This window comes from Pseudomonas sp. IT-P74, from assembly GCF_949768175.1.
Classification (GTDB): domain Bacteria; phylum Pseudomonadota; class Gammaproteobacteria; order Pseudomonadales; family Pseudomonadaceae; genus Aquipseudomonas.
Genome location: NZ_CATKQD010000003.1, coordinates 121166 through 143541, shown reverse-complemented (window position 1 = coordinate 143541; position 22376 = coordinate 121166). Strand labels below are relative to the sequence as shown.

Genomic DNA, 22376 nt, shown 5'->3' with positions numbered 1-22376 from the left:
GAACGGTCGCCTGCTGCCTACGGAGATTTCGCCAGGCCGTGGAGGACATCGGGCAAGCGTTCGCAGGCAAAAAAACGGGACACAACTCAAACCAGCTAATCGGCCAGACAGCCAACGTCGCAATATTGACTTGAAAACCCCAGTAATAAACTCCGAGCAATACTTTTAAGTTTTTCGCGATAGAGTTTGCCCCACCAACTAACCGCAAAAGGATTTTGCACAATGTATATTTCCGATCAAGCCCGAAACTCCGCATTCAAGACACTTTGGAAAGAAGAAGATCTTAGTTATCTCGCCATTTTATACTGCGATGCCAATGGCGATATTGGCTACACTCCCATCAAGACTGATAACACTCTCATCTATATTAAACACGAGGAATGGCCAAAAATTGACGATGTTCGCTTCAAGAGCCTCGATAACCTGCTTGATGCCCTGGAGGCAAATGGCTTTAAACAGGTTCCAGGTGAAATGGACAGCTTAGAGCTGCCATGGTCTTCATATCCTGATCTACCGACTACATTACAAGAGCAACTCAATGAACCCGGGATGTTTATGCTCGACCGCCTCTATAAATTCCAGTTTCAGTTCAATCGCCATGCGCCAGGACCATCGGCGTTTCCAATATCGGTTGATGACGATAGTGTTTATCTGAGAAAAGGACTGATCAGCGCCATGGATGAAATTCGCTTTGCCGACATCGATTCACTGATCAAGGCGTCGGCCACTTATGGCGATAATGGAAGGATCCTGGATTGGAATATCAATAACAGCCTTGTCCGAACTCCAAAAATAACATGGCAGCACTGAGCAACGGATAAACACTTGCCCCCTTAAGTTTTCAGTCTCCATAAAAAAGGCCTTGAATATTGCCTGCATGGCATCGTTCAAGGCCTTTTAATCGTTCATGGTACAAAAGCGGACAATAGCGTTTAGTTGATTGAGCGCATAATTACCAGAAGCGTTGCTGGGTCAAACGGCTCCACCAGCTCAGCAACACGCGATCGACCGAACCGCTGGCCGCCATGCCGATACGCTCTTGCAGGCTCTTACGCTCGGCGTAGTGCAAGTGATAGAGCTCGGACTGCTTGGCGCGCTCTGCCAGGTATTCGTCACTGGTCTTGAGTTCATCGACCAGGCGCTTGTCCAGCGCCGCGACACCGAGCCAGATTTCGCCGGTGGCCACCTCATCGATCGCCAGCTGCGGGCGATAGCGCGACACGAAGTTCTTGAACAGTTGATGGGTGATGTCCAGGTCTTGCTGGAATTTCTCCCGGCCTTTCTCGGTGTTTTCACCAAACACGGTCAGGGTGCGTTTGTATTCACCGGCGGTCAGCACTTCAAAGTCGATGTCGTGCTTTTTCAGCAAGCGGTTGACGTTGGGCAACTGCGCCACCACGCCGATCGAACCCAGAATAGCGAACGGTGCGCTGATGATCTTCTCGCCGATGCACGCCATCATGTAGCCGCCGCTGGCTGCCACCTTGTCGATGCACACGGTCAGCGGCACGCCAGCCTCACGGATACGCGCCAGTTGCGAAGACGCCAGGCCGTAGCTGTGAACCATGCCGCCGCCGCTTTCCAGGCGCAGTACCACTTCATCTTTTGGCGTGGCGAGCGTCAGCAGCGCAGTGATTTCGTGACGCAAGCTGTCGGTAGCTGACGCCTTGATGTCACCGTCGAAGTCCAGCACGAAAACCCGTGGTTTGGCCTCGGGTTTTTTCTTCTGTTTTTTCTCGGTCTTGACCTGCGATTTGCGCAGCGCCTTGAGCTGGTCCTTGTCGAGCAAGGTCTGCTCCAGGCGTTCGCGCAGCCCTTTGTAGAAATCATTGAGCTTGCTGACCTGCAACTGGCCGGACGACTTGCGCCGTCCCTTGCTGCGCAAGGCCGCAAAACTGGCCAGGACCACCAGAATGGCGATCACCAGGGTCACGGTCTTGGCCAGAAAAATGGCGTACTCGGAAAAAAACTCCACAGGGACTCCTCAAACGATGCGCGGCATGATCGCGCGCGGGATACCTCCAGCATACCCATGCGCCGACCTTGCGACCAGCCGTGAAACCTCTGGCAATAGGCCTGTAACAAGCATTTCAAACAAGCGTATGTTTTTTCATTGACAGCACACCGCCATCCTCATAACCTCGCCAAACCTTCAACGTACCGGGAAGACGCGGACGTGGGCAGCATCTATTTGATTCGACATGGCCAGGCCTCCTTCGGTGCAGACGACTACGACGTCCTGTCGCCGACCGGCATTCGTCAGGCTGAAATCCTTGGCCGGCACCTGGCCGAACTCGGGATCAGCTTCGACCGCTGCCTGGCGGGGGACCTGCGTCGCCAGCAGCACACGGCCAACAGCGCACTGGAACAATTCGCCGCGGCGGGCCTGCCGGTGCCGCTGCTGGAAACCGACTCCGCCTTCAACGAGTTCGACGCCGATGCGGTGATCCGCGCGCTGTTGCCGGCCATGCTGCCGGACGAACCCGAAGCCCTGGACATCCTGCGCAACGCCACGCAAAACCGTGGTGAATTCCAGCGTATCTTCGCCCTGATCATCGAGCGCTGGCTGGCCGGAACCTATGACACACCGGGCCTGGAAAGCTGGCTGGGGTTTGTCGAGCGGGTGCAGGCGGGCTTGCAGCGCATCCTCGACCAGGCCGACAACACTCAGAAAATCGCCGTGTTCACCTCCGGCGGCACCATCACCGCCCTGCTCCACCTGATTACGCAAATGCCTGCCCGGCAGGCCTTTGAATTGAACTGGCAAATCGTCAACACCTCGCTCAACCAGCTTAAGTTTCGTGGTCGCGAGGTGTCGCTGGCTTCCTTCAACAGTCATGCACACCTGCAACTGTTGAAGGCCCCGGAACTCATCACATTTCGCTGAGTCCGGACTATTGTGACCCTGGCTGTAATCACCCAGCTCTTATTACCCAAGAAAGGATCGAACCATGACCTCCGTAGCTGATGCCGTACAAGCAATGAAAGCCAAGTTCAACCCAGCCGCCGCTGCCGGTCTGGACCTGGTCTTCGGTTTCCGCATCGACGACACCAAGAACTTCTCGCTGATCGTCAAGGACAGCACCTGCGAGCTGCAGGAAGGCGAGAACCCGGACGCCCAAGTGACTCTGGTGATGGACGGCGAAACCCTGCAAGGCATCGTCGATGGTTCGACTGACGGCATGCAAGCGTTCATGGGCGGCAAACTGCGCGCTGAAGGCGACATGATGCTGGCGATGAAACTGTCCGAGCTGTTCCCGTCGTAAGCACCTGACTCCCGGCTGTCGGGAGCGTGCCTGCTGTAAACGAATCCCGCCCTTAGTGGCGGGATTCGTCGTTTTTGCCCCCTCGCCACAGGTTCGGTGGTGCTCATACAATATCCGCACTCCCCACACCGGCCACCCCATGGACATCGACCTCGCCCGCACCTTCCTCGAAATCGTCCGCCATGGCAGCCTGGCTGGCGCCGCGGAAAAACTCCACGTCACCCAGACAGCGATCACCGCACGGGTGCAAAAACTCGAGAGCCAACTGGGCGGCACCCTGTTCGTGCGCAACCGTGCCGGCGCCCGTCTGACGCCCAACGGCGAAGCCTTCGTGGTGTACGCCAATCAGCTGGTGCAAACCTGGGAAGCCGCGCGGCGTGATTTGCCGTTGCCCGAGGGTTATCGCGATGTGCTGCACATCGGTGGCGAGGTGAGTCTGTGCAACCCGCTGATGCTCGGCTGGGCCGGCGAAATCCGCAAGAACATCCCCAGCCACGCCCTGCGCATGGAAATCCGCGACGGCGAAAACCTGCTGCGGCAACTGGAGCTGGGCGTTCTGGATGCCGCGCTGGTGTATCAGCCCGAGTACTGGCCGCGTCTGCAGGTCGAGCAGATTCTCGAAGAAAAGCTGATTCTCGTGCGCCAGGCCGACAAGCCCGATCCTTATGTGTACATCGATTGGGGCGCTGATTTCCGGCGCCAGCACGATGCCGCGCTGCCGGAAAAAGCCAAGGCTGCGCTGAGCTTCAATCTCGGTCCGCTGGGCTTGCAGTACCTTCTCGAAAACGGCGGCAGTGGCTACTTTCGCACCCGCGTCGTGCAGAGTTATCTGCAAAGCGGCGCCCTGGAACGGGTGCCCAAGGCACCGGAATTCAACTACCCGACCTATCTGGTCTACTCGCGCGATCGTGACTCGCCGACGCTGCAACACGCCTTCGACCTGCTGCGCAAGGTCATCGACTCCGACGAAGACTGGTCGCAGCGCTGGGATCCGCTGACCTGAGACCGGTTTGCACCGGATCATGGCCGTTGTGTCCTCAAGGTTCGGTCCGTCAAATCACCGGGATCGGCTAATCTGAGAGAGATAACAAAAACGACAGGTGATTGCAGTGAGGCAGACCACCGAAGGATTCCGCAGTCGTTACCGCGCCGACATTCATCCGCTCTACAACCCCTGGCTGCACGGCGCGTTTGTCCTGATGTTCGGGGCAGTGGCGATGAGCGTCTTCTGGAGCAACGTACATCAGGTGCGGCCAGCGGAATGGCTGGCAGTGCCGGTCACGCTGCTGTTGTTCAACCTCGGCGTGTACACGGTGCATCGCCACCTGGGGCATCATAAAAAGAGCTTCGCCCGGCTGTTTTATGCCCGTCACGCAGTCGACCACCACAGCTTTTTCACCCCCGGCCACATGACCTACGACAGCGCCCGCGACTGGCGGGTGATCCTGTTTCCGGCGTGGCTGATCGTGCTGCACACCCTCGCCGTCGCCCTGCCCCTCTGGTGGCTGCTCAAGCACATCAATAGCAACGTCGCCGGGTTGGTCGGCGGCCTTCTTGTCCTCGGTTACCTGACTTACGAAGTGTTTCATGCCTGCGAGCACCTGCCGTCGCGCAACCCGCTCACACGGCTGCCGTGGATCCGCCAGATGCGCCGGCTGCACGAGCTGCATCACCGTCGCGAACTGATGCAGGAGCGTAATTTCAACATCGTGTTCCCGCTGATGGATTACCTGTTCGGCACCCTCTACTGGGAGCCGGAACCCGAGCCGCTCAACCCGACGAGCCCCCCCATGACCCGCATGCAGCATCAGATTGTCATTGCCGCAAACCCGGTAAACGTACTGGCCTACGCCAGTACCGTGACCCTTTGGCCGCAATGGCATCCGTCTTCGCTGCACATTGATGGGCCAAAAGGTCCGTTGCATGCCGGTGCACGTTTCGAGGAAGACATTCGTGCCGGCGGGCGCGACGGGCACTTGCGCTGGGAGGTGGCGGAGTACCTGCCCGGGCGGCGCTGGAGCGCCGATGCCCGGGGTGACCACGGCCTATCGCTGGTGGTGACCTATGAATGCGAGGCCACGGGCGAGGCCACACGCTTTGTCCGCACCCTTGAGTATCAATTCAGCGGCCTGGCGATGCGGCTTGCCAACCGCTTGTTGCTCAAGCGGCGCATCGATCGGGAATCGGCGGCGTCGATGCTGGCGTTGCGCGACATGGCGCAGAAGTATCTGGCGGTGACGGGGGGCGGCGCGTGAGCAGAACTTCCAAATGTCTGTTGCTGGCCGTCGTCGCCGTCGGCGCCTTCCTGCTGCTGATGCCAACCAAGGTGCGACCGGTCGCCTGGACGCCACAACCTGCACCGTCCCTGACCAGCGGAATCTACGCCGACAATCAGCGGCTCAAGGACGTGGAACGCGTGGGTGCCGCCAACATCGACGGGCCGGAAGCCTTGTTGCTCGAAAACGACACGCTCATCACCGGCCTGCACGACGGTCGCCTGATCCGCACGAGCCTGGACGGCAAGACCACCAAAGTTCTGGCCGTAACCGGTGGCCGGCCACTGGGCCTGGCCCGGCATCCCAATGGTCTGCTGGTGATCGCCGATGCCGTCAAAGGCTTGTTGTCCCTCGATGCCCAGGGACGTCTGGTGGCCTTGGCCACAGAGGCCGGCGGCGTTCCCTTCGGTTTTACCGACGATGTGGTCATCGACAAATCCGGTCACTACGCTTATTTCAGCGATGCTTCGAGCCGCTTCGGCTATGGGCACGACGGTGAGGCCGTGATCGAACACGGTGGCGATGGTCGCCTGCTGCGCTACGACTTCCAGACCGGCAAGACGTCGGTTGTGCTGGATAAGCTGGAGTTTGCCAACGGCGTGGCCCTGGGACCGGACGATGCCTATGTACTGGTCAATGAAACCGGGGCCTACCGCATCAGCCGTTATTGGCTCAGCGGTCCGAAGGCCGGCACCCACGACCTGTTCATCGATAACCTGCCGGGGCTGCCGGACAACCTGTCATTCAATGGCCGCGACCGCTTCTGGGTGGCCCTGTATGCCCCCCGAAATGCCTTGCTCGACGCCACGGCGTCGCATCCGTTCGTGCGCAAGATGATCGTGCGGGCCATGACGGTCTTGCCCAAGCCCGTGGAAAAGCGCGGATTAGCCCTGGGCCTGGACCTTGACGGCAAAGTGATCGCCAACCTGCAGGACGGCAGCAGCGACAATTACTCACCGATCACCACGGTGCGCGAGTATGGGGACTGGTTGTACTTCGGTTCGCTGAAAGCCCCGAACATGGTGCGATTGCCGTTAAGCAAGGCATTGCAATGAGCAGCACCCCTATCTGAATTCACCGCAGAACCACTGTAGGAGCGAGCCTGCTCGCGATGGCGCCGGGCCAGTCAACACATGCATCGCCTGTCGGCCCGCCATCGCGAGCAGGCTCGCTCCTACAGGGACAGCGTTCAGTTTCGGGATATTCGGGCCGGGTCATGAGGCACCTCGTTGAGAGCCGTGACATCGGTCTCCGGGTATTCGAGGTGCCGTTTTTTTGTGCCATTTCAACTGTTCAGCCACCGGCCGTCGGTGACAGGCACGCTGGGTCAGGACGACGAGCCAAGTTGCTTGACGATCTTGTCCTTGACCAGCAAACGTGTCTCCTTGAGCTTCCTTACGGTGTCATCGTTGGACTTGGCCTCCTCTGCTTTCACCACTTCGGCATCCGCCTGGGAATACTTGTTAAGCAGTGAATCCAGTAACGGATCCTTGGTGCGTTTCTGCTGGATTTCTTCCTTTGAGCGTTTCAGATCCTGATAAAGGTCATGGGGCACCGGCATGGAACACCTCCGTTAGTTGATCGGCAGCGAAACGCGATCAATTGCGTTCACCAACTATCAGAATGGCCTCGGTTTGGCCGTTCTGTCGACCACCTGTCAGACCAGCGGCGTCCGTTCGTCGTCCGGTCCCCAGGCGATAAAAACCTTTGCCTGCGCCAGCGGTTTCAGCCGTTGAGCACCATGCGCACCATTTGCCTGAGTGCTTCGGGATTGTAGGGTTTGCTCAGCAAGTGGGTGTCAGGGCTGAGCTGGTGATTGCGCGAGATGATGTCGCGGGTATGCCCTGAGGTGAACAGCACGGCCACCGGTGGGTCCTGCACTTTCGCCCAGGCCGCAAGGTCCGAACTCTTGATCAGGCCGGGCATGACCACATCGGTGAATATCAGGTCCACCGCCAGCCCTTCCAGCAACATTTGCATGGCCACGTCACCGTTGGTGGCCGTGAGGATTTGATAGCCCTCTTCGCGCAACAACTCCACCGCCGCCCCCCGTACGGCCTCATTGTCCTCGACCACCAGGATGCGTTCGTGACCACCCCGTTGCGGCACATCAGGGTTCGGTGTTTCGCTGGCCGCAGCGCGCAAGGTGCGAGGGAAGTACAACTGCACCCGGGTTCCCTGCCCCACGTCGCTGGCGATTTCGATATGACCGCCACTTTGCTTGACGAAACCAAACACCATGCTCAGGCCCAAGCCGGTGCCCTGCCCGTCGGCCTTGGTGGTGAAGAACGGCTCGAATGCCTGGGCCAGCACCTGCGGCGGCATGCCGACCCCGGTATCCGTCACGGACACCCGCACATAGTCCCCGGGGGGAATGCCCTTTGCTGCGCAAAATTTGTGGTCGAGGACAATGTTTTCCGCGCACAGGTCAATCCTGCCCTCGCCTTGAAGGGCGTCACGGGCATTGATCGCCAGATTGAGAATGGCGTTTTCCAGTTGATTGCGATCGACAAACACATTCCAGGCGTCTTCGGGTGCCGTCATGTGAACCTGAAGGGTTTCACCCAGGGCACGCAGCAACAGTTCCGCCAGGCCATCGAAAATTTGCCGCAACGTGAAGACCGCGGGCGACAAAGGTTGGCGTCGGGCGAATGCAAGCAATTGCGAAGACAGCTTGGCACCGCGCTCGACGGCGGCGATCGACGCCGAGACCCGGCGCTGCACATTGGCGTTAGCCCGCTCATGGCGCGCCAGCAAGTGCAAGTTACCGGCGATCACTTGCAACAGGTTGTTGAAGTCATGGGCCACACCGCCGGTGAGGCTGCCGATGGCTTCCAGCTTCTGTGCCTGGCGCAGTTGTTCTTCCGCCGCCAGCCGCGCCTCGACCTCATCGGCCACCCGCTGTTCCAGGTTGCGGGTGAACTTGAGCAGGGACTCTTCGGCGTTCTTGCGTTCGTGAATATCGATCAGCACGCCGGGGAAACGAAACGCCTCGCCCTGCTCATTGAACTCGCAACAACCACTGGCGAGTACCCAGAGGTAGCTGCCGTCGGGGCGCTGGATCCGGTATTCGACGTTGTAAGGCTCGCCCGTCTCGACCGACAGTGTGACGCGTTCCTGAACCCAACTGCGGTCATCCGGATGGATCCGGCTTTCTGCGATTTCCCGAGACAGGTTTTGCAGGTCTTGCCCGGGCGGATAAGAGAATGTGCGGGCGTAGCGCTCGTCACCCGACAGCACGTTGGCCTTGATGTCCCAGACAAAGGAACCGAGCAAGGCGCCAGCGTTCAGCGCCAGGCGTACCCGTTCGTTGTCGGCACGATAGGCATCTTCAGCCACTTGTCGCCGTTGCTCGGAGATCACCCGCTCCGTGGTTTCCACCACCATGGACATGACCCCGGCCGGACGTCCGTCATCGTCGGCCACCGGGCTGTAATAGAGATCCATCCAGACATCTTCCGGAACCCCGTCACGCAGCAGCTCCAGTTCTTTGTTGCGATAGGACAAGGTGCCGCCCGCCAGGCAGGTGTCGACCACGTGGCGATTGAATTCGGCGACTTCCGGCCAACCCAGTTCCACAGAGGAGCCGAGCAGATATGGATGACGCCCACCGGCAAACTTCGAATAAGCGTCGTTATAGATCATGTACCCGGGCTGGCCCCAGAGCATCACCATGGGCAGCGGAGACGCGAGCATCAACTGCACCGCGCTGCTCAGGCTCCTGGACCAGGAATCGAGCGGGCCAAGTTCGGTCAGGCTCCAGTCGAACGCACGAATGCGCCCGGCCATTTCGCCGTTCCACCCGGAGCATCCGTGGCTATCCTCTAGAAACTGCATGGCTTGGCTCTATCCCGGTAAGTTGCACCCGTTTGTTTCGAGCATCCTGCGCGCTATTCGTTTCATAGAGGTATAGCTGATTCTCGCGGGCCTTTGCAGAATCCTTGTAGGAGCGAGCCTGCTCGCGATAGCGGTGCGTCGAACGACATCCAAGTCGACTGTACCGTCGTTATCGCGAGCAGGCTCGCTCCTACAGTTTGGTGTTCAGAGGGGTCAGACCTCAATCAGATGCTTGAGCGGGTTGTAACTGCTTTTCAGCGTGGCCGCGACATCCAGAATGGCCTTCTCGATCCCGTTCAAATGCATGCAGGTCAGCTCGATGGCCGCGCTCTGGTTGCCCGCTTCGATGTACTCGATCAGCCGCAGGTGTTCGTCGTCGCGGCAGGCTTCGTGGCTGTCGTCATCCAGCGCAGCGGCATACAGCGAAGCCCGGGAAATCAGCTTCTGGAACCAGTCGAGCAGCACCGGGTTGTTCAGGCTGCGGGCCAGTTTGATGTGGAACTCGCCGAGCAGGTGAATCAGCCGTTCGTGATCACCGCTCTGATGCGCTTCATCTTCGAGCAGCAAGTGATCGCGCAGGTCCTGGGTCACCGCCGTATCGCGACGACGGCACAGTTCGCTGACGATACCGATCTCGACCAGGCGACGGGTTTCGAATAGCGAACGGATCTCTTCGTCACTGGGCAGCGACACCGATGCACCTTTATTGGGCTCGGTGGTGACCAGTCCGTCGGCCTCCAATTGCTTGAGCGCGGCCCGGACAGACGTGCGGCTGACATTGAACAGTTCGGCCAAAGAGGCTTCGCCGAGCTTCATGCCCGGACGCAACGAACGCTTGCTGATCGCCTCGTAAACCCCTTGGTAGACGCGGTCGACCGTGGTTTCCAGTTTCTTTTCCGTCATTCATCAACTCCTCGCGCCCTGCGCAACCGCCCCTGGCGAATGAACAGCCATTGAAAAAGGGGCTTGCACGGGCAGATTAATCCGGGTATTTCTAAATTGCATCCAGATTTTGCATACAATAATTAGAGGAATGCACCATAATGGGTCATCCAACAGCAATCGAAGTGCGAAACGTCTCAAAGCGATATTCCGACGATCCAGGACTGGCGCCAGCCCTCGATAACGTCTCGGTGGACATTGCCGACAACGAATTCTTCACCCTGCTCGGCCCCTCCGGCTGCGGCAAAACCACCCTGTTGCGCACCATCGCCGGCTTCGAGCATGTCAGCGACGGTGAGATCCTTCTTGCGGGCGAACCGGTCAACGATTTGCCGCCGTTCAAGCGTCGGGTCAACACGGTGTTCCAGAGTTACGCGCTGTTTCCACACATGAGTGTTGCGCAGAATATCGCCTTCGGCCTCGAGATGCAGGGCCTTGATCGCAAACTGATCCCGCAGCGCGTCGATGAGATGCTGGCGCTGGTGCAAATGCAGCACCTGGCCAGGCGCAAACCGGCCGAACTGTCCGGCGGCCAACAGCAACGGGTGGCTCTGGCCCGGGCCCTGGCGCCGAAACCCAAAGTGCTGTTGCTGGATGAACCGTTGTCGGCCCTGGACCTCAAGTTGCGCAAGGAAATGCAGGTCGAACTCAAGCGCGTGCAGAAAGAAGCCGGGATCACCTTCATTTTCGTCACCCACGATCAGGAAGAAGCCCTGACCCTGTCCGATCGCATTGCCGTGATGTCCGCCGGCAAGATCCTGCAAATCGGCACGCCCAATGAAATCTACGAGCGCCCGCAGCACCGGTTCGTTGCGCAATTCATCGGCGACATCAACTTCCTCCCCGGTCACCTCAAGCGCGGCCAGCAGAATGAAAAGCTTTTCGTGCCCAACGGCATGCCCGTGGAAATCCCCTGCCCGGCCCAGGGCTTTGACGGCAGCAAGGTGCAACTGGCGTTCCGCCCCGAGCGTTCGCAACTGGTCGAGCCGACACAGCCCCATCACCTGCGCGGTGTGATCGAAGCCGTGCTGTATGTCGGCACGGCCACGCTCTATCAATGCCGCCTGAACAACGACATCAAGGTCATGCTGCGCGAGAACAACGAAGGCCTGAACCACGGGCGGGTGGTGGGCGATCGCGTCGCGGTCAACCTGCCGCCCCACGCCTGCCTGTTGATGGAGGCCTGAGATGAGCGTCAGCAGCACTTCCCCAGCCCTCAACCGAGCGCTGTTGCTCAGCCCGGTGGTTCTGACCCTGCTGGCCCTGATCGCCATCCCGCTGGGCATCATGGGCTACATCAGCCTGCTGCCGCGCAACGTCTATGGCGGCGTCGACTGGCAGGCCGACTGGCAATTGCAAAGCTACGTGCAACTGTTTTTCCAGGAAGGTTTCGATGGCGAACTGGAACTGAACTGGGTCTACGCCCAGGCGTTGCTGCGTTCGGTGTTCCAGGCCGGTGGCACCACGGTCCTGTGTTTCCTGTTCGGCTTCCCGGTGGCGCTGTGGATGTCGAGCCTGACACCCCGTCGGCGCAACCTGATGGTGTTGCTGATCACCATCCCGTTCTGGACCAACCTGCTGATCCGCAACTACGCCTGGCTGATCATCCTGCGTGAGCACGGCTGGGTCGCCCAGAGCCTCAACGCGCTACTCCCCCAGGCCGGTGGCATCACCCTGCTCTACAACGACTTCGCGGTCAGCGTCGGCCTGGTCTACAGCTTCCTGCCGTTCATGATCCTGCCGATCTATTCGACCCTGGAAAAACTCGACTGGCGTCTGGTGGAAGCCGCCTACGACCTCGGTGCCAACCGCTGGCACGCGCTACGGCGGATCATCCTGCCGCTGTCGATGCCGGGGGTGATCGCCGGTGCGTTGCTGGTGTTCGTGCCAAGCCTGGGTGCCTTCATTACCCCGGCGATTCTCGGCGGCGGCAAGACGCTGATGATCGGCAACCTGATCCAGCAGCAGTTCGGCACCGCGCGCAACTGGCCGCTGGGCAGTTCGCTGTCGTTCCTGTTGCTGGGGATCATGTTGCTGTCCCTGGTGCTCTACGCCCTCTATAGCCGCAATGCCGCCAAGACCCAGCGCCCAGGAGCCCAAGCATGATCGCCCTGCACCTGAAGAAACTGCCCCTGACCCGTGAAGTCAGCCTGTTGATGCTGGCCTATCTGTACCTGCCGATATTCGTGCTGATCGCCTACAGCTTCAACGCCAACCGCTCGGCAACAGTGTGGACCGAGTTCTCGTTCGACTGGTACGGGCGAATTCTGGCCAACCCGTCGATCCAGACCGCGGCGCTCAATTCGATCATCGTCGCCAGCATCGCCACGGTATGCGCCACGGCGATTGCATTGCTCGCGGCCTTGGCGACCTACCGGCCGTTCTACGGACAGAAAATGGTCGAGGGCGGGATCAACCTGCCGCTGATCCTGCCGGAGATTGTCACCGCCGTGGCCACCCTGCTGCTGTTCATGGCGTTGGGGATCAAGCTCGGTCTGCTGACGGTGATCGTCGCGCACATCGGCTTCTGCATTCCCTTCGCCTACCTGCCGATCCGTGCGCGGCTCAACGACCTGGACAAGAGCCTGCTGGAGGCGGCGAACGACCTGTACGCCAACCCCTGGCAGGTGTTTCGCCGGGTGACCTTGCCGCTGCTGTGGCCGGCGGTGCTGTCCGGTTCGGTGCTGGCGTTTGTGGTCAGCCTCGACGATTTCATCATGACTTTCTTCGTCGCCGGACCGGGTTCGACCACTCTGCCGGTGTACATCTTCTCGGCGATCAAGGCCGGCGTGACGCCGGAGATCAATGCGATATCGACCCTGATGCTGGTGATTTCCATCGTGCTGGTGGTGCTGGCCTTCTGGCTGGGACAGCGCGGCAAAAACCAATGATCCTGGAGCAAAGCATGAAAACAAAAAGCATGTGTTTCGCTGTAGCCGGTCTGGCCCTGAGTTGCTTCACCACCTTCAGTGCCCAGGCCGCCGAGCCCAAGGAACTGTTCTTCTACAACTGGACTGACTACTACCCGGTCGAGCTGCTGGCCAAGTTCGAAAAGGAGACCGGCATCAAGGTCACCATGGACGGCTACGACAGCAACGAAACCCTGCTGGCCAAGTTGCAGGCCGGTGGCGCGGCCTATGACGTGATCGTTCCGTCGCAATCGATCATGCGCACCCTGATCAACCAGGACCTGCTGCTGGAAATCGACGCCTCGGCCCTGCCCAACTTCCAGTACGTCAAACCGGCGTTCCGCGACCCGAGCTTCGACCCCGGCCGCAAATTTTCGGCACCGTACCTGTGGGGCACCACCGGGTTCTCCTATGACAGCGCGCGGGTGCCTGGCGGCAAGCTGGATGACTCGTGGAAAGAGTTCTTCGAACCGCGCAAGGAACTGCAAGGCCAACTCGCCGCCCTCGACACCTCCAGCAGCGTGATCAATGCCGCCAGTCACTACCTGAATGTCGACGAATGCAGCGAAAACCCCCAGGACGCCAAGCGCATCCTCGAACTGCTGCAAAAACAGAAACCCTTCCTGAAGATGTACAGCTCGGACAACACCGTCGACCGCATGGCCTCCGGTGAAGTGATCATGATGCAGAACTGGAACGGTTCTACAGCGCGGGCCACCCTGCAGAAGAGCACCATCAAGTACGTGTATCCGAAGGAAGGCCTGGCGATGTTCCAGGACAACTTCGCCGTGCCGAAAAGCGCGCCGCACCCCGGCAACGCGAAGATCTTCATCGACTGGATGATGAAACCGGAAAACGCCGCCGCCGTGTCCAACGCCATCGCCTACGACAACGGCATTCAGAGCGACAAGCTGATCGACACCAAATGGCGAGTGATGGACGCCATCAACATGCCCGACGAATTCGCCTCGCGCCTGCGCCCGGAAAAGGAATGCAGCAACAAGGCGCGGGAGCTGCAGGACCGGATCTGGGCCAAGCTCAAGGGCTGATTGCCTGACTTGAAACCGAGTCGCGGCCATCGCGAGCAGGCTCGCTCCTACAGTGGATCTTCGGCGTTCACAAAATCCCTGTAGGAGCGAGCCTGCTCGCGAAGAGGCCCTCCCGAACAACACAGAATTTGAGGTTCTACATGACTCACCCCCGCTGGCTACGCAACGTGCGCCCCTACGGCGCCCCTGCCGAAGACCTGCTGATCGAAAACGGCCGCTTCAGCCAACGCCGCCCAGCCTCGACCACCGAGCTGCTCGCCACCGACATCGACGGCCAGAACCAGTTGCTCACCCCCACCCTGGTGGAAAGCCACGTGCACCTGGACAAAACCCTCTGGGGCCAACCCTGGCGCCCGAACAGCGCCGGCCCGACCCTCAAGGACTACATCGCCAACGAGCGGCGCATCCTGCGTGAAGTCACCGCGCCCATCGCGCAACGGGCTGGCGCCCTGCTGGAGAACTGCATCGCCCGGGGCTCACTGACCATGCGTTGCCACGTCGACATCGACCCGGAATTCGGCCTGCGGCATGTCGAGGCCATGCAACAACTGCGTGAAAACTACCGCGACCTGATCGACCTGCAACTGGTGGTGTTCCCGCAGACTGGCTTGATCAGCCGCCCCGGCACCGCCGAACTGATGCGCGAAGCCATGGCCCTCGGTGTGGAGAACGTCGGCGGACTGGACCCGTGCGGCATTGACAACGATCCTGTCGCTCAACTCGATTTCGTCTTCAAACTGGCCAACGAGTTCGACCGGGGCGTCGACATTCACCTGCATGACAAGGGTGAGCTGGGCCTGTGGCAGATTGCCCTGATCGCCGACTACACCGAGCGCTTCGGCCGCCAAAACCGGGTAATGATCAGCCACGCGTATTGCCTGGGGATGTTGCCGTGGAGCCAGGTCAAACCGGTAGCGGAGCGCCTCGCGGCGTTGGGTATTTCGTTGATGAGCTCGGCACCGGCCGATTGTGCGGTGCCTCCGTTCCTGGCCCTGCGCGAAACCGGCGTGAATGTGTGCCTGGGCTCCGACGGCATTCGTGATGCCTGGTCGCCCATGGGCAACGGCGACATGCTCGAACGGGCGATGTTGCTGGCGTTCCGTTTCGATTTGAGCAAGGACGAAGAGCTGGCGGCAGCGTTCGAGGCGGCAACCGTTAACGGCGCCCAGGCTTTGGGGTGCGAAGCTAATCGCCTGGAGATCGGCCAGCCGGCGGACTTCCTGTTGATGCCGGTACAGACACTGGGTGAGGCGGTGGTTTCGCGACCGCTGCGTCAGGTCTATCGTGCGGGTCGGTTGATTGCTGCGGGTGGCCGTTTGCTGGAAAGCCGTCTGTGAAGCGCATCGGCTTGCGGGCCAGTTGCGTGGTCGGCTTCGACGGCACGCAGCATGTACTGTGGCGCGACGGCGAAGTGGTGTTCCAAGGCGCTCGCATCGAGTTTGTCGGGCGCGGTTATGCGGGGCCGGTGGATCAGTGGGTTGATTACGGTAATGCGCTGATCGGCCCCGGCTTCATCGATCTGGATGCCCTCGGCGATCTCGACTCCACGGTGCTGACCCTGGACAACGGCGACGAGCGCGACATGGGCCGGATGTGGTCGGCGCAGTATCTGGCGCATGGATCGCGGGAAAGCTACAGCCCCGAAGAAGAAGTCTTCAAATACCGCTACGCCTTCACGCAACTGATCCGCAACGGCATCACCACGGCCATGCCGATCACTTCGATGTATTACCGCGAGTGGGCCGAGACCTACGACGAATTTGCGGCGGTGGCAGGCGTGGCGGTCGAACTGGGACTGCGCACTTACCTCGGCCCCTGCTACATGAGCGGCATGAGCTACTGGCAAGCCGGTGGAACCCTGGCGCACCACTGGGACGAAGCCCGGGGCATGGCCGGCCTCGATGCCGCCGAACGGTTTTTCCGGGATTTCGACGGCGCGCACAACGACCTGATTCGCGGCGCGCTGCTGCCCGATCGCATCCAGACCTGCACCCCGGCGTTGCTGCAACGCACCGCCGCACTGAACCGGGAACTGAACGCGCCGATACGCTTACACTGCTGTCAGGGCCTCGGTGAAGTGACGATGGTCGAGCAACTTCGCGGTACTTCGCCACTGGGCTGGTTGCAGCAGCTTGGGCTTTTGAACCCGCGCAGCCTGCTGCCCCACGGCATCTACACCCGAGGCGATGATGACCTGCAACGCGTGATCGAAGGTGGCGCGAGCCTGGTGCATTGCCCGGTGGTGTTTGCCCGGGACGGCGAGGCGCTGAATTCGTTTGGCCGCTATCGGGCCAAAGGCATCAACTTCGCCCTGGGCACCGACACCTGGCCGGCGGACTTGCTGGACAACATGCGCCAGGGCTTGAACATCGCTCGACTGATGGAGGGCGGTAACGACCTGACCAGCACCCTGGACCTGTACAACGCCGCGACCCTCGGCGGTGCCAAGGCATTGGGCCGCGACGATCTCGGCCGGCTGGCACCGGGGTGCAAGGCCGACATCACCGTATTCAACCTGCGCGAGATGCACCTGGGGCCGCTATTCGATCCGCTGAAGAATCTGGTACTGGCCGGCCGCGGTGACGACTGCATCGCCAGCTACATCGACGGCCGCTGCGTGATGCGGGACGGCCAGGTCGAAGGCGTCGACTACCCCGCCCTGCAACGCCAGGCCCAACGCCAATTCGAGAAACTGATGCGCAGCCACAGCGACCGGGCCTTTGGCCAACCGGACTGGAAAAGCCTGTTCCAGCCAGCCATTCCGTTCGCCGACGACTACAGCGCACAGGCGCCACTGTGCGTCATTGACCCTCTCCTTTAGAGACTTCTGCCTATGCAAAGCTTCGACTTCAGCCAACTGAGCCCACGGGACAAATACAAGATTCTGATCGGCAGTGTGGTGCCCCGCCCTATTGCACTGGTCACCACCGTCGACGGCGAAGGTCGGATCAACGCGGCGCCGTTCAGCTTCTTCAATGCGCTGTCGGCCGATCCGCCCATCCTCGCCCTGGGCGTGGAAAACTACGGCGACCAAAGCCCCAAGGACACCACCCGCAACATTCAGCTCAACCAGGAATTCACCGTGAACATCGTCAGCGATGCCCTGGTGGAAGCCATGAACGTCTGCGCCGTGCCCTTCGCTCCCGGTTTCGACGAACTGACCGCCGCCGGCCTCACCGCCATCCCCGGCACCACGGTCAAATGCCCGCGCATCGGCGAAGCCCCGGTGGCACTGGAGTGCCGGCGGATGATGGCCCTGTCCATCGGCCAATCCCGGGAGATCATCTTTGGTGAAGTGCTGATGGCCCATGTGCGGGACGAACTGATCGACCCGAAAACCCTGTACATCGACCAGTTGGGGCTGGATGCCATCGGACGCATGGGTGGGCATGGCTATGCGCGCACCCGGGACTACTTCGATTTGCCGACAAGGTCATTGCAGGCGTGGACCGATGCGCCGGGAGGTGGCGAGCGGTTTTGGCCGCTGAGTAGGAGCGAGCCTGCTCGCGATGGTGGATAACGATAACGCGGGCTAACTGAATGAACGCGGCGCTCTCAAGTTCATCGCGAGCAGGCTCGCTCCTACAGGGTATGCATGGATCAGTGGAAATCCCGGCTGCGCACAGTGATCCCGTCCAACAATGAACTCAGATCACTCAACCGCCCGGCAATCAGATGCCGGACCTCACCCTCCTTCTCCCAACGCCCATCGACCTTGAGCAACTGCGAGCCGACCAACACCTGGCGCTGCCGCTCGGCGAGGTCGCGCCAGACCACCACGTTGACGTTGCCGAACTCGTCCTCAAGGGTGACGAACGTCACGCCGCTGGCGGTGGCCGGGCGTTGTCGGCCGGTGACCAGCCCGGCAACGCTGACTGGCCGACCGTGCTCGACGTCCAGCAACTCCTTCGAACTGCGGCAGCGCCGCGCCTTCAACTCACCGCGTAACAGGGCCAACGGATGCGGCCCTAGGGTGGTGCCGACACTGGCGTAATCGGCTTGCAGGTCCTCGCCCACGGTCGGCTTGGGCAGCGCGATGGCGTCCTCTTCCTGGCTGGGCAGACCGATGAACAAACCGAGTTGTTTCTGCACCCCCGCCACTTCCCAGCGTGCCCGATGCCGGTCGCCGGCCAGGCCGCGCAACGCGCCGGCATCGGCCAGTTGCTCCTGGGCGCGGGCATCGAGTCGCGCCCGTTCGCCGAGGTCGGCGATGTCGACAAACGCGCCTTTGGAGCGTGCCGCCTCGATGCGTCGGGCATCGTCCTCGCGAAAGCCCTTGATCATGCGTAGCCCCAGGCGAATCGCCGGTTGTGCACCGGCGATCGGCTCCAGGCTGCAATCCCAGTCACTGGCGCGCACGTCCACCGGGCGAACATGCAAATGATGACGCCGAACGTCCTGCAGAATCTGGTCCGGGCTGTAGAACCCCATCGGCCAACTGTTGATCAGCGCACAGGCGAAGGCCGCCGGCTCGTGACATTTCAACCAGCAACTGGCGTAGGTCAGCAAGGCAAAACTGGCCGCGTGGGACTCGGGAAAACCGTAGCTGCCAAACCCCTTGATCTGCTCGAAGATCTGCGCGGCGAACTCGGCGGTGTAGCCGTTTTTTTTCATCCCGGCGGCCAGCCGTTCCTTGTGCGGTTCGAGCCCGCCGTGGCGTTTCCACGCGGCCATGGAACGACGCAACTGGTCGGCCTCGCCGGGGCTGTAGTCGGCGGCGACGATGGCGATCTGCATCACCTGCTCCTGAAACAGTGGCACGCCGAGAGTGCGCTTGAGCACCACTTCCAGCTCCGGCGACGGATAGACCTCCGGTTCCTCCTTGTTCCGTCGCCGCAGGTACGGATGCACCATGCCGCCCTGGATCGGCCCCGGCCGAACGATGGCGACCTCGATCACCAGATCGTAAAACGTCTTCGGCCTGAGCCTGGGCAGCATCGACATCTGCGCCCGGGATTCAATCTGGAACACGCCGATGGTGTCGGCCCGACCGATCATTTCGTAGGTGGCCGCGTCTTCGGACGGGATGGTCGCCAGACTCAGATCCAGCCCCCGGTGCCGGCGCAGCAGATCGAAACATCGGCGAATTGCGCTGAGCATGCCCAGTGCCAGGATATCGACCTTGAGCAGGCCCACTGCATCGAGGTCATCCTTGTCCCACTGGATGATGGTGCGCTCGGCCATGGCGGCATTTTCCACCGGCACCAGACTGTCCAGCGGCTGCTCGGAAATCACGAAACCACCGGGGTGCTGGGACAGATGCCGGGGGAAGCCGATCAGTTGCCCTGTCAGGCGGAGCACCCGGTGCAGCATCGGGCTCTCGGGGTCGAACCCGCCCTCGCGCAGACGCTCCACGGGTGGTGTCTCATCGCTCCAGTGACCGCAGCAATCGGCCAGGGCGTTGATCTGGCCCGGCGGCAAGCCCAAGGCCTTGGCCACATCGCGCACCGCACCGGCCGCATGGTAAGTGCTGACTACCGCCGTCAGCGCGGCGCGGGCCCGACCATAGCGCTGGAACACGTACTGCAAGACTTCCTCGCGGCGTTCATGTTCGAAATCAACATCGATGTCCGGCGGCTCGTTGCGCTCTTTGGACAGAAAGCGCTCGAACAACAGCGTGGTGCGATCCGGATCGATTTCGGTGATGCCCAGGGCAAAACACACCGCCGAGTTGGCGGCAGAACCACGCCCCTGACAAAGAATCTGTTGCTGACGGGCAAAGCGGACGATGTCGTGGACCGTCAGGAAATAGCTTTCATAGCCCAGCTCCGCGATCAGTTGCAGCTCCTTGTCGATCTGCTCCAGCACTTCGCTTTTCGGCCCTTTTGGCCAACGCCACGCGATGCCTTCTTCGGTCAAATGACGCAGCCATGAGGTAGCCGAGTGCCCTTGCGGCACCAGTTCGCGGGGGTACTGATAACGCAACTGGCCAAGATCAAAGGTGCAACGCTGGGCGATATTCAGTGTTTCCGCCAGCAAGGCCGGTGGGTAAAGCGCCTGCAACACGTCGAGGCTGCGCAGATGGCGTTCGCCGTTGGGATGCAGGCGCAACCCGGCATCGGCCACCGGCAGGTGATGACGGATCGCGGTCATGGTGTCCTGCAAGGCGCGCCGGCCGCGCGCGTGCATGTGCACATCGCCACTGGCCACGGCCGCAATGCGCAACTCCCTGGCCAGGCTCAGCAAATCGTTCAGGCACCGGGCATCGTCCTGGCCGCGGTGCAACTGCACCGCCAGCCACAGGCGCTCGGCGAAGACCTGCTTGAGCCAGTGGCCCTGTTCAAAGGCATCGACAGCGTCCGGCACCCACAACGCCAACAGCCCCGGCAAGGGTTCACTGAAGTCCTCACGCAGCACCTGGTACTGGCCTTTCTGCATGCGGCGCCGGGCGCGGGTGATCAATCGACACAGCACCTGATACCCCTCGAGGCTCTCCACCAGCAGCACCAGTTTCGGACCGTTCTCGATGCGTATTTCACTGCCGATGATCAGCGGCAACTCCACGGACTTCGCCGCCTGCCAGGCGCGAACGATGCCCGCCAGGGTGCATTCGTCAGTGATCGCCAGCGCTTGATAACCCTGCTTTTTCGCGCGCTGGAACAGCTCGAGGGCACTGGAGGCACCGCGCTGGAAGCTGAAGTTCGACAGGCAGTGCAGTTCGGCATAGTCGCTGCTCATGCGAACCAGCCCTGCAACCACAGCGGGCCGTCCTCACCGACCGCCCGGTAGGCCCAGCCCTGTTGGCCGGCACGGGTTTCGATCAGGTAATAGTCACGGCGTACGTCGTCGCCGTCCCACCAGCCGGACTCGATACGCTCCGGCCCCATGAGGATGCGCGCCGAGCCCTGATGCACGGCCAGCGGCTCAGTCAGCAACCAGCCCGGCCGTTTCACCGCCGCTGGCACCGCGCAGGGCTGGCTGTCGGCACAGGTCTGCCACGCACACTCGGGGCGGTGATCGGCCTGGAAGCGCAGGCCATGCACCGCGTCATCCCCCAGCCGCGCACGCAGGCGTTCGCGCAGTTGCTCCCAGGGCAAGGACTGCTGCGGGCGATCGTCGAACAGTTCCTGATGCTGAGGCACGAAGGTCGGCAAATCCTCGGCGCGCAGACGAAAGCCGCGCACCGGCGCCTCGACCTGGACTTGCTCCAGCCGCCCCCGGGCCAGTTCGAAGAGCATCGCCGGATCGCGCTCGGCGCTGAGCAGGCCGACCTTGATGAGCGTATCCGGCAACCCGGCGTGTTCCAGATGCAGGTCGAAACGCTGTACGCCGCTGTCGCGACCGCAGAGGAACGCCGACAGGTCGCCGGTCAACCGGCGTAACGGGAACAGCAAGGCTTGATGGGACTGCACATCGAAATTGAGTTCGATACGCACATCGAAGCGGTCCGGCGGCAGGTAAAACGCCAGCGCCAGCCGCCGCAAACCGAACAGGGCATCCAGATGCTTGAGCACCTGGGCCTCGAAACGCCGGGCCAGGCTATGCCGGGGCAGCGCCTGCACCTGGCTCAAGGTGCGCAGGCCCATGCGCGACAAGGCCGTGGCGACCGAGGCTTCGAGGCCGATCCGGTCGACGGGCATTTGCCCCAGGTGATGCTGCAAGGCCTGATCGTCCGGGACCACCAGACCGTCATAGGCGTTGGCCAGCACCCGTGCCGCCACCGGGTTGGGCGCGGCCACGATGCGGTGCCGAAATCCCAGTTCGCCGAGTTCACGGCGCAAAAGCGCTTCGAATTGCGGCCAGGCGCCGAACAGGCCGAGGCTGGATTCGATCTCGAACACCAGGGCCCGGGGGTAATGCACGCTGACCTGGGAACTGAATCGATAGGCCCAGGCGGCGAGAAACTGCTGCCAGTGTTCGATTTCGGCGGCGTCGTATTCGGCCGTGACAAAGCCTTTGCTCAGGGCCTGTGCCGCGCTCATGGACTGGCCGGGACGCAAACCCAGCGCCCGCGCCGCACCGTTGACGGCCTGCAGCACCCGGCGCTGGGCCGGGCCGGTCAGCAACGCCAGGGGTTCATCGGGATCGGCGCGCTGACGCAGTACCGCGTCCAGCGCCAATTGCGGGAAAACAATGCAAACCCAGCGCATGGCAACC

At 61.3% G+C, this 22376-nt stretch carries 19 protein-coding genes; 13 read left to right on the top strand and 6 right to left on the bottom strand.

Annotated features, from left to right (window positions below):
* Positions 1-222: 222 nt before the first annotated feature.
* A complete protein-coding gene (locus tag ACM6J5_RS03325) occupies positions 223-810 on the top strand; it encodes a hypothetical protein (protein WP_414927815.1) in 588 nt (195 codons plus the stop codon).
* A 142-nt stretch (positions 811-952) separates the two neighbouring features.
* Here the strand turns inward: ACM6J5_RS03325 and sohB are convergent, their stop codons facing one another.
* The gene (gene sohB / locus ACM6J5_RS03320; RefSeq protein WP_414927814.1) at positions 953-1975 is read right to left on the bottom strand and encodes a protease SohB; all 1023 of its coding nucleotides are present in this window, start codon (positions 1973-1975) and stop codon (positions 953-955) included.
* 201 nt (positions 1976-2176) lie between these two features.
* Between sohB and ACM6J5_RS03315 the strand changes: the two genes are divergently transcribed.
* From ACM6J5_RS03315 to ACM6J5_RS03295, 5 genes are all read left to right on the top strand, one after another.
* The gene (locus ACM6J5_RS03315; RefSeq protein WP_095941875.1) at positions 2177-2887 is read left to right on the top strand and encodes a histidine phosphatase family protein; all 711 of its coding nucleotides are present in this window, start codon (positions 2177-2179) and stop codon (positions 2885-2887) included.
* 64 nt (positions 2888-2951) lie between these two features.
* The gene (locus ACM6J5_RS03310) at positions 2952-3266 is read left to right on the top strand and encodes an SCP2 sterol-binding domain-containing protein (protein WP_007946492.1); all 315 of its coding nucleotides are present in this window, start codon (positions 2952-2954) and stop codon (positions 3264-3266) included.
* Positions 3267-3405: 139 nt separating this feature from the next.
* Complete coding sequence (locus tag ACM6J5_RS03305) at positions 3406-4269, top strand: LysR family transcriptional regulator (RefSeq protein WP_095941874.1); 864 nt, start codon at positions 3406-3408, stop codon at positions 4267-4269.
* 106 nt (positions 4270-4375) lie between these two features.
* Positions 4376-5521 (top strand): sterol desaturase/SRPBCC family protein, encoded by a 1146-nt coding sequence (locus tag ACM6J5_RS03300; protein ID WP_150673381.1) that lies wholly within the window; start codon positions 4376-4378, stop codon positions 5519-5521.
* Positions 5518-6597 carry an SMP-30/gluconolactonase/LRE family protein gene (locus tag ACM6J5_RS03295; protein WP_150673380.1) on the top strand — a complete coding sequence of 360 codons (1080 nt, stop codon included), beginning with the start codon at positions 5518-5520 and terminating at the stop codon, positions 6595-6597. Before ACM6J5_RS03300 ends, ACM6J5_RS03295 begins: the two co-directional genes overlap by 4 nt.
* A 272-nt stretch (positions 6598-6869) precedes the next feature.
* Here the strand turns inward: ACM6J5_RS03295 and ACM6J5_RS03290 are convergent, their stop codons facing one another.
* The 3 genes from ACM6J5_RS03290 to ACM6J5_RS03280 form a co-directional block, all read right to left on the bottom strand.
* The gene (locus ACM6J5_RS03290; protein WP_095941871.1) at positions 6870-7103 is read right to left on the bottom strand and encodes a DUF465 domain-containing protein; all 234 of its coding nucleotides are present in this window, start codon (positions 7101-7103) and stop codon (positions 6870-6872) included.
* A gap of 164 nt (positions 7104-7267) precedes the next feature.
* Positions 7268-9379, bottom strand: a complete 2112-nt coding sequence (locus ACM6J5_RS03285; RefSeq protein ID WP_414927813.1) for an ATP-binding protein — start codon at positions 9377-9379, stop codon at positions 7268-7270.
* Between the two features lie 213 nt (positions 9380-9592).
* A complete protein-coding gene (locus ACM6J5_RS03280) occupies positions 9593-10282 on the bottom strand; it encodes a GntR family transcriptional regulator (protein ID WP_007973313.1) in 690 nt (229 codons plus the stop codon).
* A gap of 140 nt (positions 10283-10422) precedes the next feature.
* Here ACM6J5_RS03280 and ACM6J5_RS03275 point away from each other — a divergent pair, with 140 nt between their 5' ends.
* From ACM6J5_RS03275 to ACM6J5_RS03245, 7 genes are all read left to right on the top strand, one after another.
* Entirely contained in the window at positions 10423-11508 is a 1086-nt protein-coding gene (locus tag ACM6J5_RS03275; RefSeq protein WP_095941869.1) for an ABC transporter ATP-binding protein, read from the top strand.
* Between the two features lies 1 nt (position 11509).
* Entirely contained in the window at positions 11510-12427 is a 918-nt protein-coding gene (locus ACM6J5_RS03270; RefSeq protein ID WP_414927812.1) for an ABC transporter permease, read from the top strand.
* Positions 12424-13212 carry an ABC transporter permease gene (locus tag ACM6J5_RS03265; protein WP_008050662.1) on the top strand — a complete coding sequence of 263 codons (789 nt, stop codon included), beginning with the start codon at positions 12424-12426 and terminating at the stop codon, positions 13210-13212. Before ACM6J5_RS03270 ends, ACM6J5_RS03265 begins: the two co-directional genes overlap by 4 nt.
* Positions 13213-13226: 14 nt before the next feature.
* Positions 13227-14279, top strand: a complete 1053-nt coding sequence (locus ACM6J5_RS03260; protein ID WP_150673378.1) for an extracellular solute-binding protein — start codon at positions 13227-13229, stop codon at positions 14277-14279.
* A 140-nt stretch (positions 14280-14419) separates the two neighbouring features.
* Complete coding sequence (locus ACM6J5_RS03255) at positions 14420-15616, top strand: amidohydrolase family protein (protein ID WP_414927811.1); 1197 nt, start codon at positions 14420-14422, stop codon at positions 15614-15616.
* Positions 15613-17100 (top strand): amidohydrolase family protein, encoded by a 1488-nt coding sequence (locus ACM6J5_RS03250; protein ID WP_095941865.1) that lies wholly within the window; start codon positions 15613-15615, stop codon positions 17098-17100. The genes ACM6J5_RS03255 and ACM6J5_RS03250 overlap by 4 nt, the downstream gene beginning before the upstream one ends.
* A gap of 12 nt (positions 17101-17112) precedes the next feature.
* Positions 17113-17799, top strand: coding sequence for a flavin reductase family protein (locus tag ACM6J5_RS03245; protein ID WP_095941864.1), 687 nt, complete (start codon positions 17113-17115; stop codon positions 17797-17799).
* 80 nt (positions 17800-17879) lie between these two features.
* Here the strand turns inward: ACM6J5_RS03245 and ACM6J5_RS03240 are convergent, their stop codons facing one another.
* Together ACM6J5_RS03240 and ACM6J5_RS03235 are read right to left on the bottom strand one after the other, a co-directional pair.
* Entirely contained in the window at positions 17880-20978 is a 3099-nt protein-coding gene (locus ACM6J5_RS03240; RefSeq protein WP_414927810.1) for an error-prone DNA polymerase, read from the bottom strand.
* Positions 20954-22369, bottom strand: coding sequence for a Y-family DNA polymerase (locus tag ACM6J5_RS03235; RefSeq protein ID WP_414927809.1), 1416 nt, complete (start codon positions 22367-22369; stop codon positions 20954-20956). The genes ACM6J5_RS03240 and ACM6J5_RS03235 overlap by 25 nt, the downstream gene beginning before the upstream one ends.
* Positions 22370-22376: the final 7 nt, after the last annotated feature.

Excerpts from the sequence above, each read along its gene's own strand:
- ACM6J5_RS03325 (WP_414927815.1), top strand. The coding sequence starts at position 223 with ATGTATATTTCCGATCAAGCCCGAAACTCCGCATTCAAGACACTTTGG.
- ACM6J5_RS03310 (WP_007946492.1), top strand. The coding sequence starts at position 2,952 with ATGACCTCCGTAGCTGATGCCGTACAAGCAATGAAAGCCAAGTTCAAC.
- ACM6J5_RS03305 (WP_095941874.1), top strand. The coding sequence starts at position 3,406 with ATGGACATCGACCTCGCCCGCACCTTCCTCGAAATCGTCCGCCATGGC.
- ACM6J5_RS03290 (WP_095941871.1), bottom strand. The coding sequence starts at position 7,103 with ATGCCGGTGCCCCATGACCTTTATCAGGATCTGAAACGCTCAAAGGAA.
- ACM6J5_RS03285 (WP_414927813.1), bottom strand. The coding sequence starts at position 9,379 with ATGCAGTTTCTAGAGGATAGCCACGGATGCTCCGGGTGGAACGGCGAA.
- ACM6J5_RS03280 (WP_007973313.1), bottom strand. The coding sequence starts at position 10,282 with ATGACGGAAAAGAAACTGGAAACCACGGTCGACCGCGTCTACCAAGGG.
- ACM6J5_RS03275 (WP_095941869.1), top strand. The coding sequence starts at position 10,423 with ATGGGTCATCCAACAGCAATCGAAGTGCGAAACGTCTCAAAGCGATAT.
- ACM6J5_RS03270 (WP_414927812.1), top strand. The coding sequence starts at position 11,510 with ATGAGCGTCAGCAGCACTTCCCCAGCCCTCAACCGAGCGCTGTTGCTC.
- ACM6J5_RS03265 (WP_008050662.1), top strand. The coding sequence starts at position 12,424 with ATGATCGCCCTGCACCTGAAGAAACTGCCCCTGACCCGTGAAGTCAGC.
- ACM6J5_RS03260 (WP_150673378.1), top strand. The coding sequence starts at position 13,227 with ATGAAAACAAAAAGCATGTGTTTCGCTGTAGCCGGTCTGGCCCTGAGT.
- ACM6J5_RS03255 (WP_414927811.1), top strand. The coding sequence starts at position 14,420 with ATGACTCACCCCCGCTGGCTACGCAACGTGCGCCCCTACGGCGCCCCT.
- ACM6J5_RS03245 (WP_095941864.1), top strand. The coding sequence starts at position 17,113 with ATGCAAAGCTTCGACTTCAGCCAACTGAGCCCACGGGACAAATACAAG.
- ACM6J5_RS03235 (WP_414927809.1), bottom strand. The coding sequence starts at position 22,369 with ATGCGCTGGGTTTGCATTGTTTTCCCGCAATTGGCGCTGGACGCGGTA.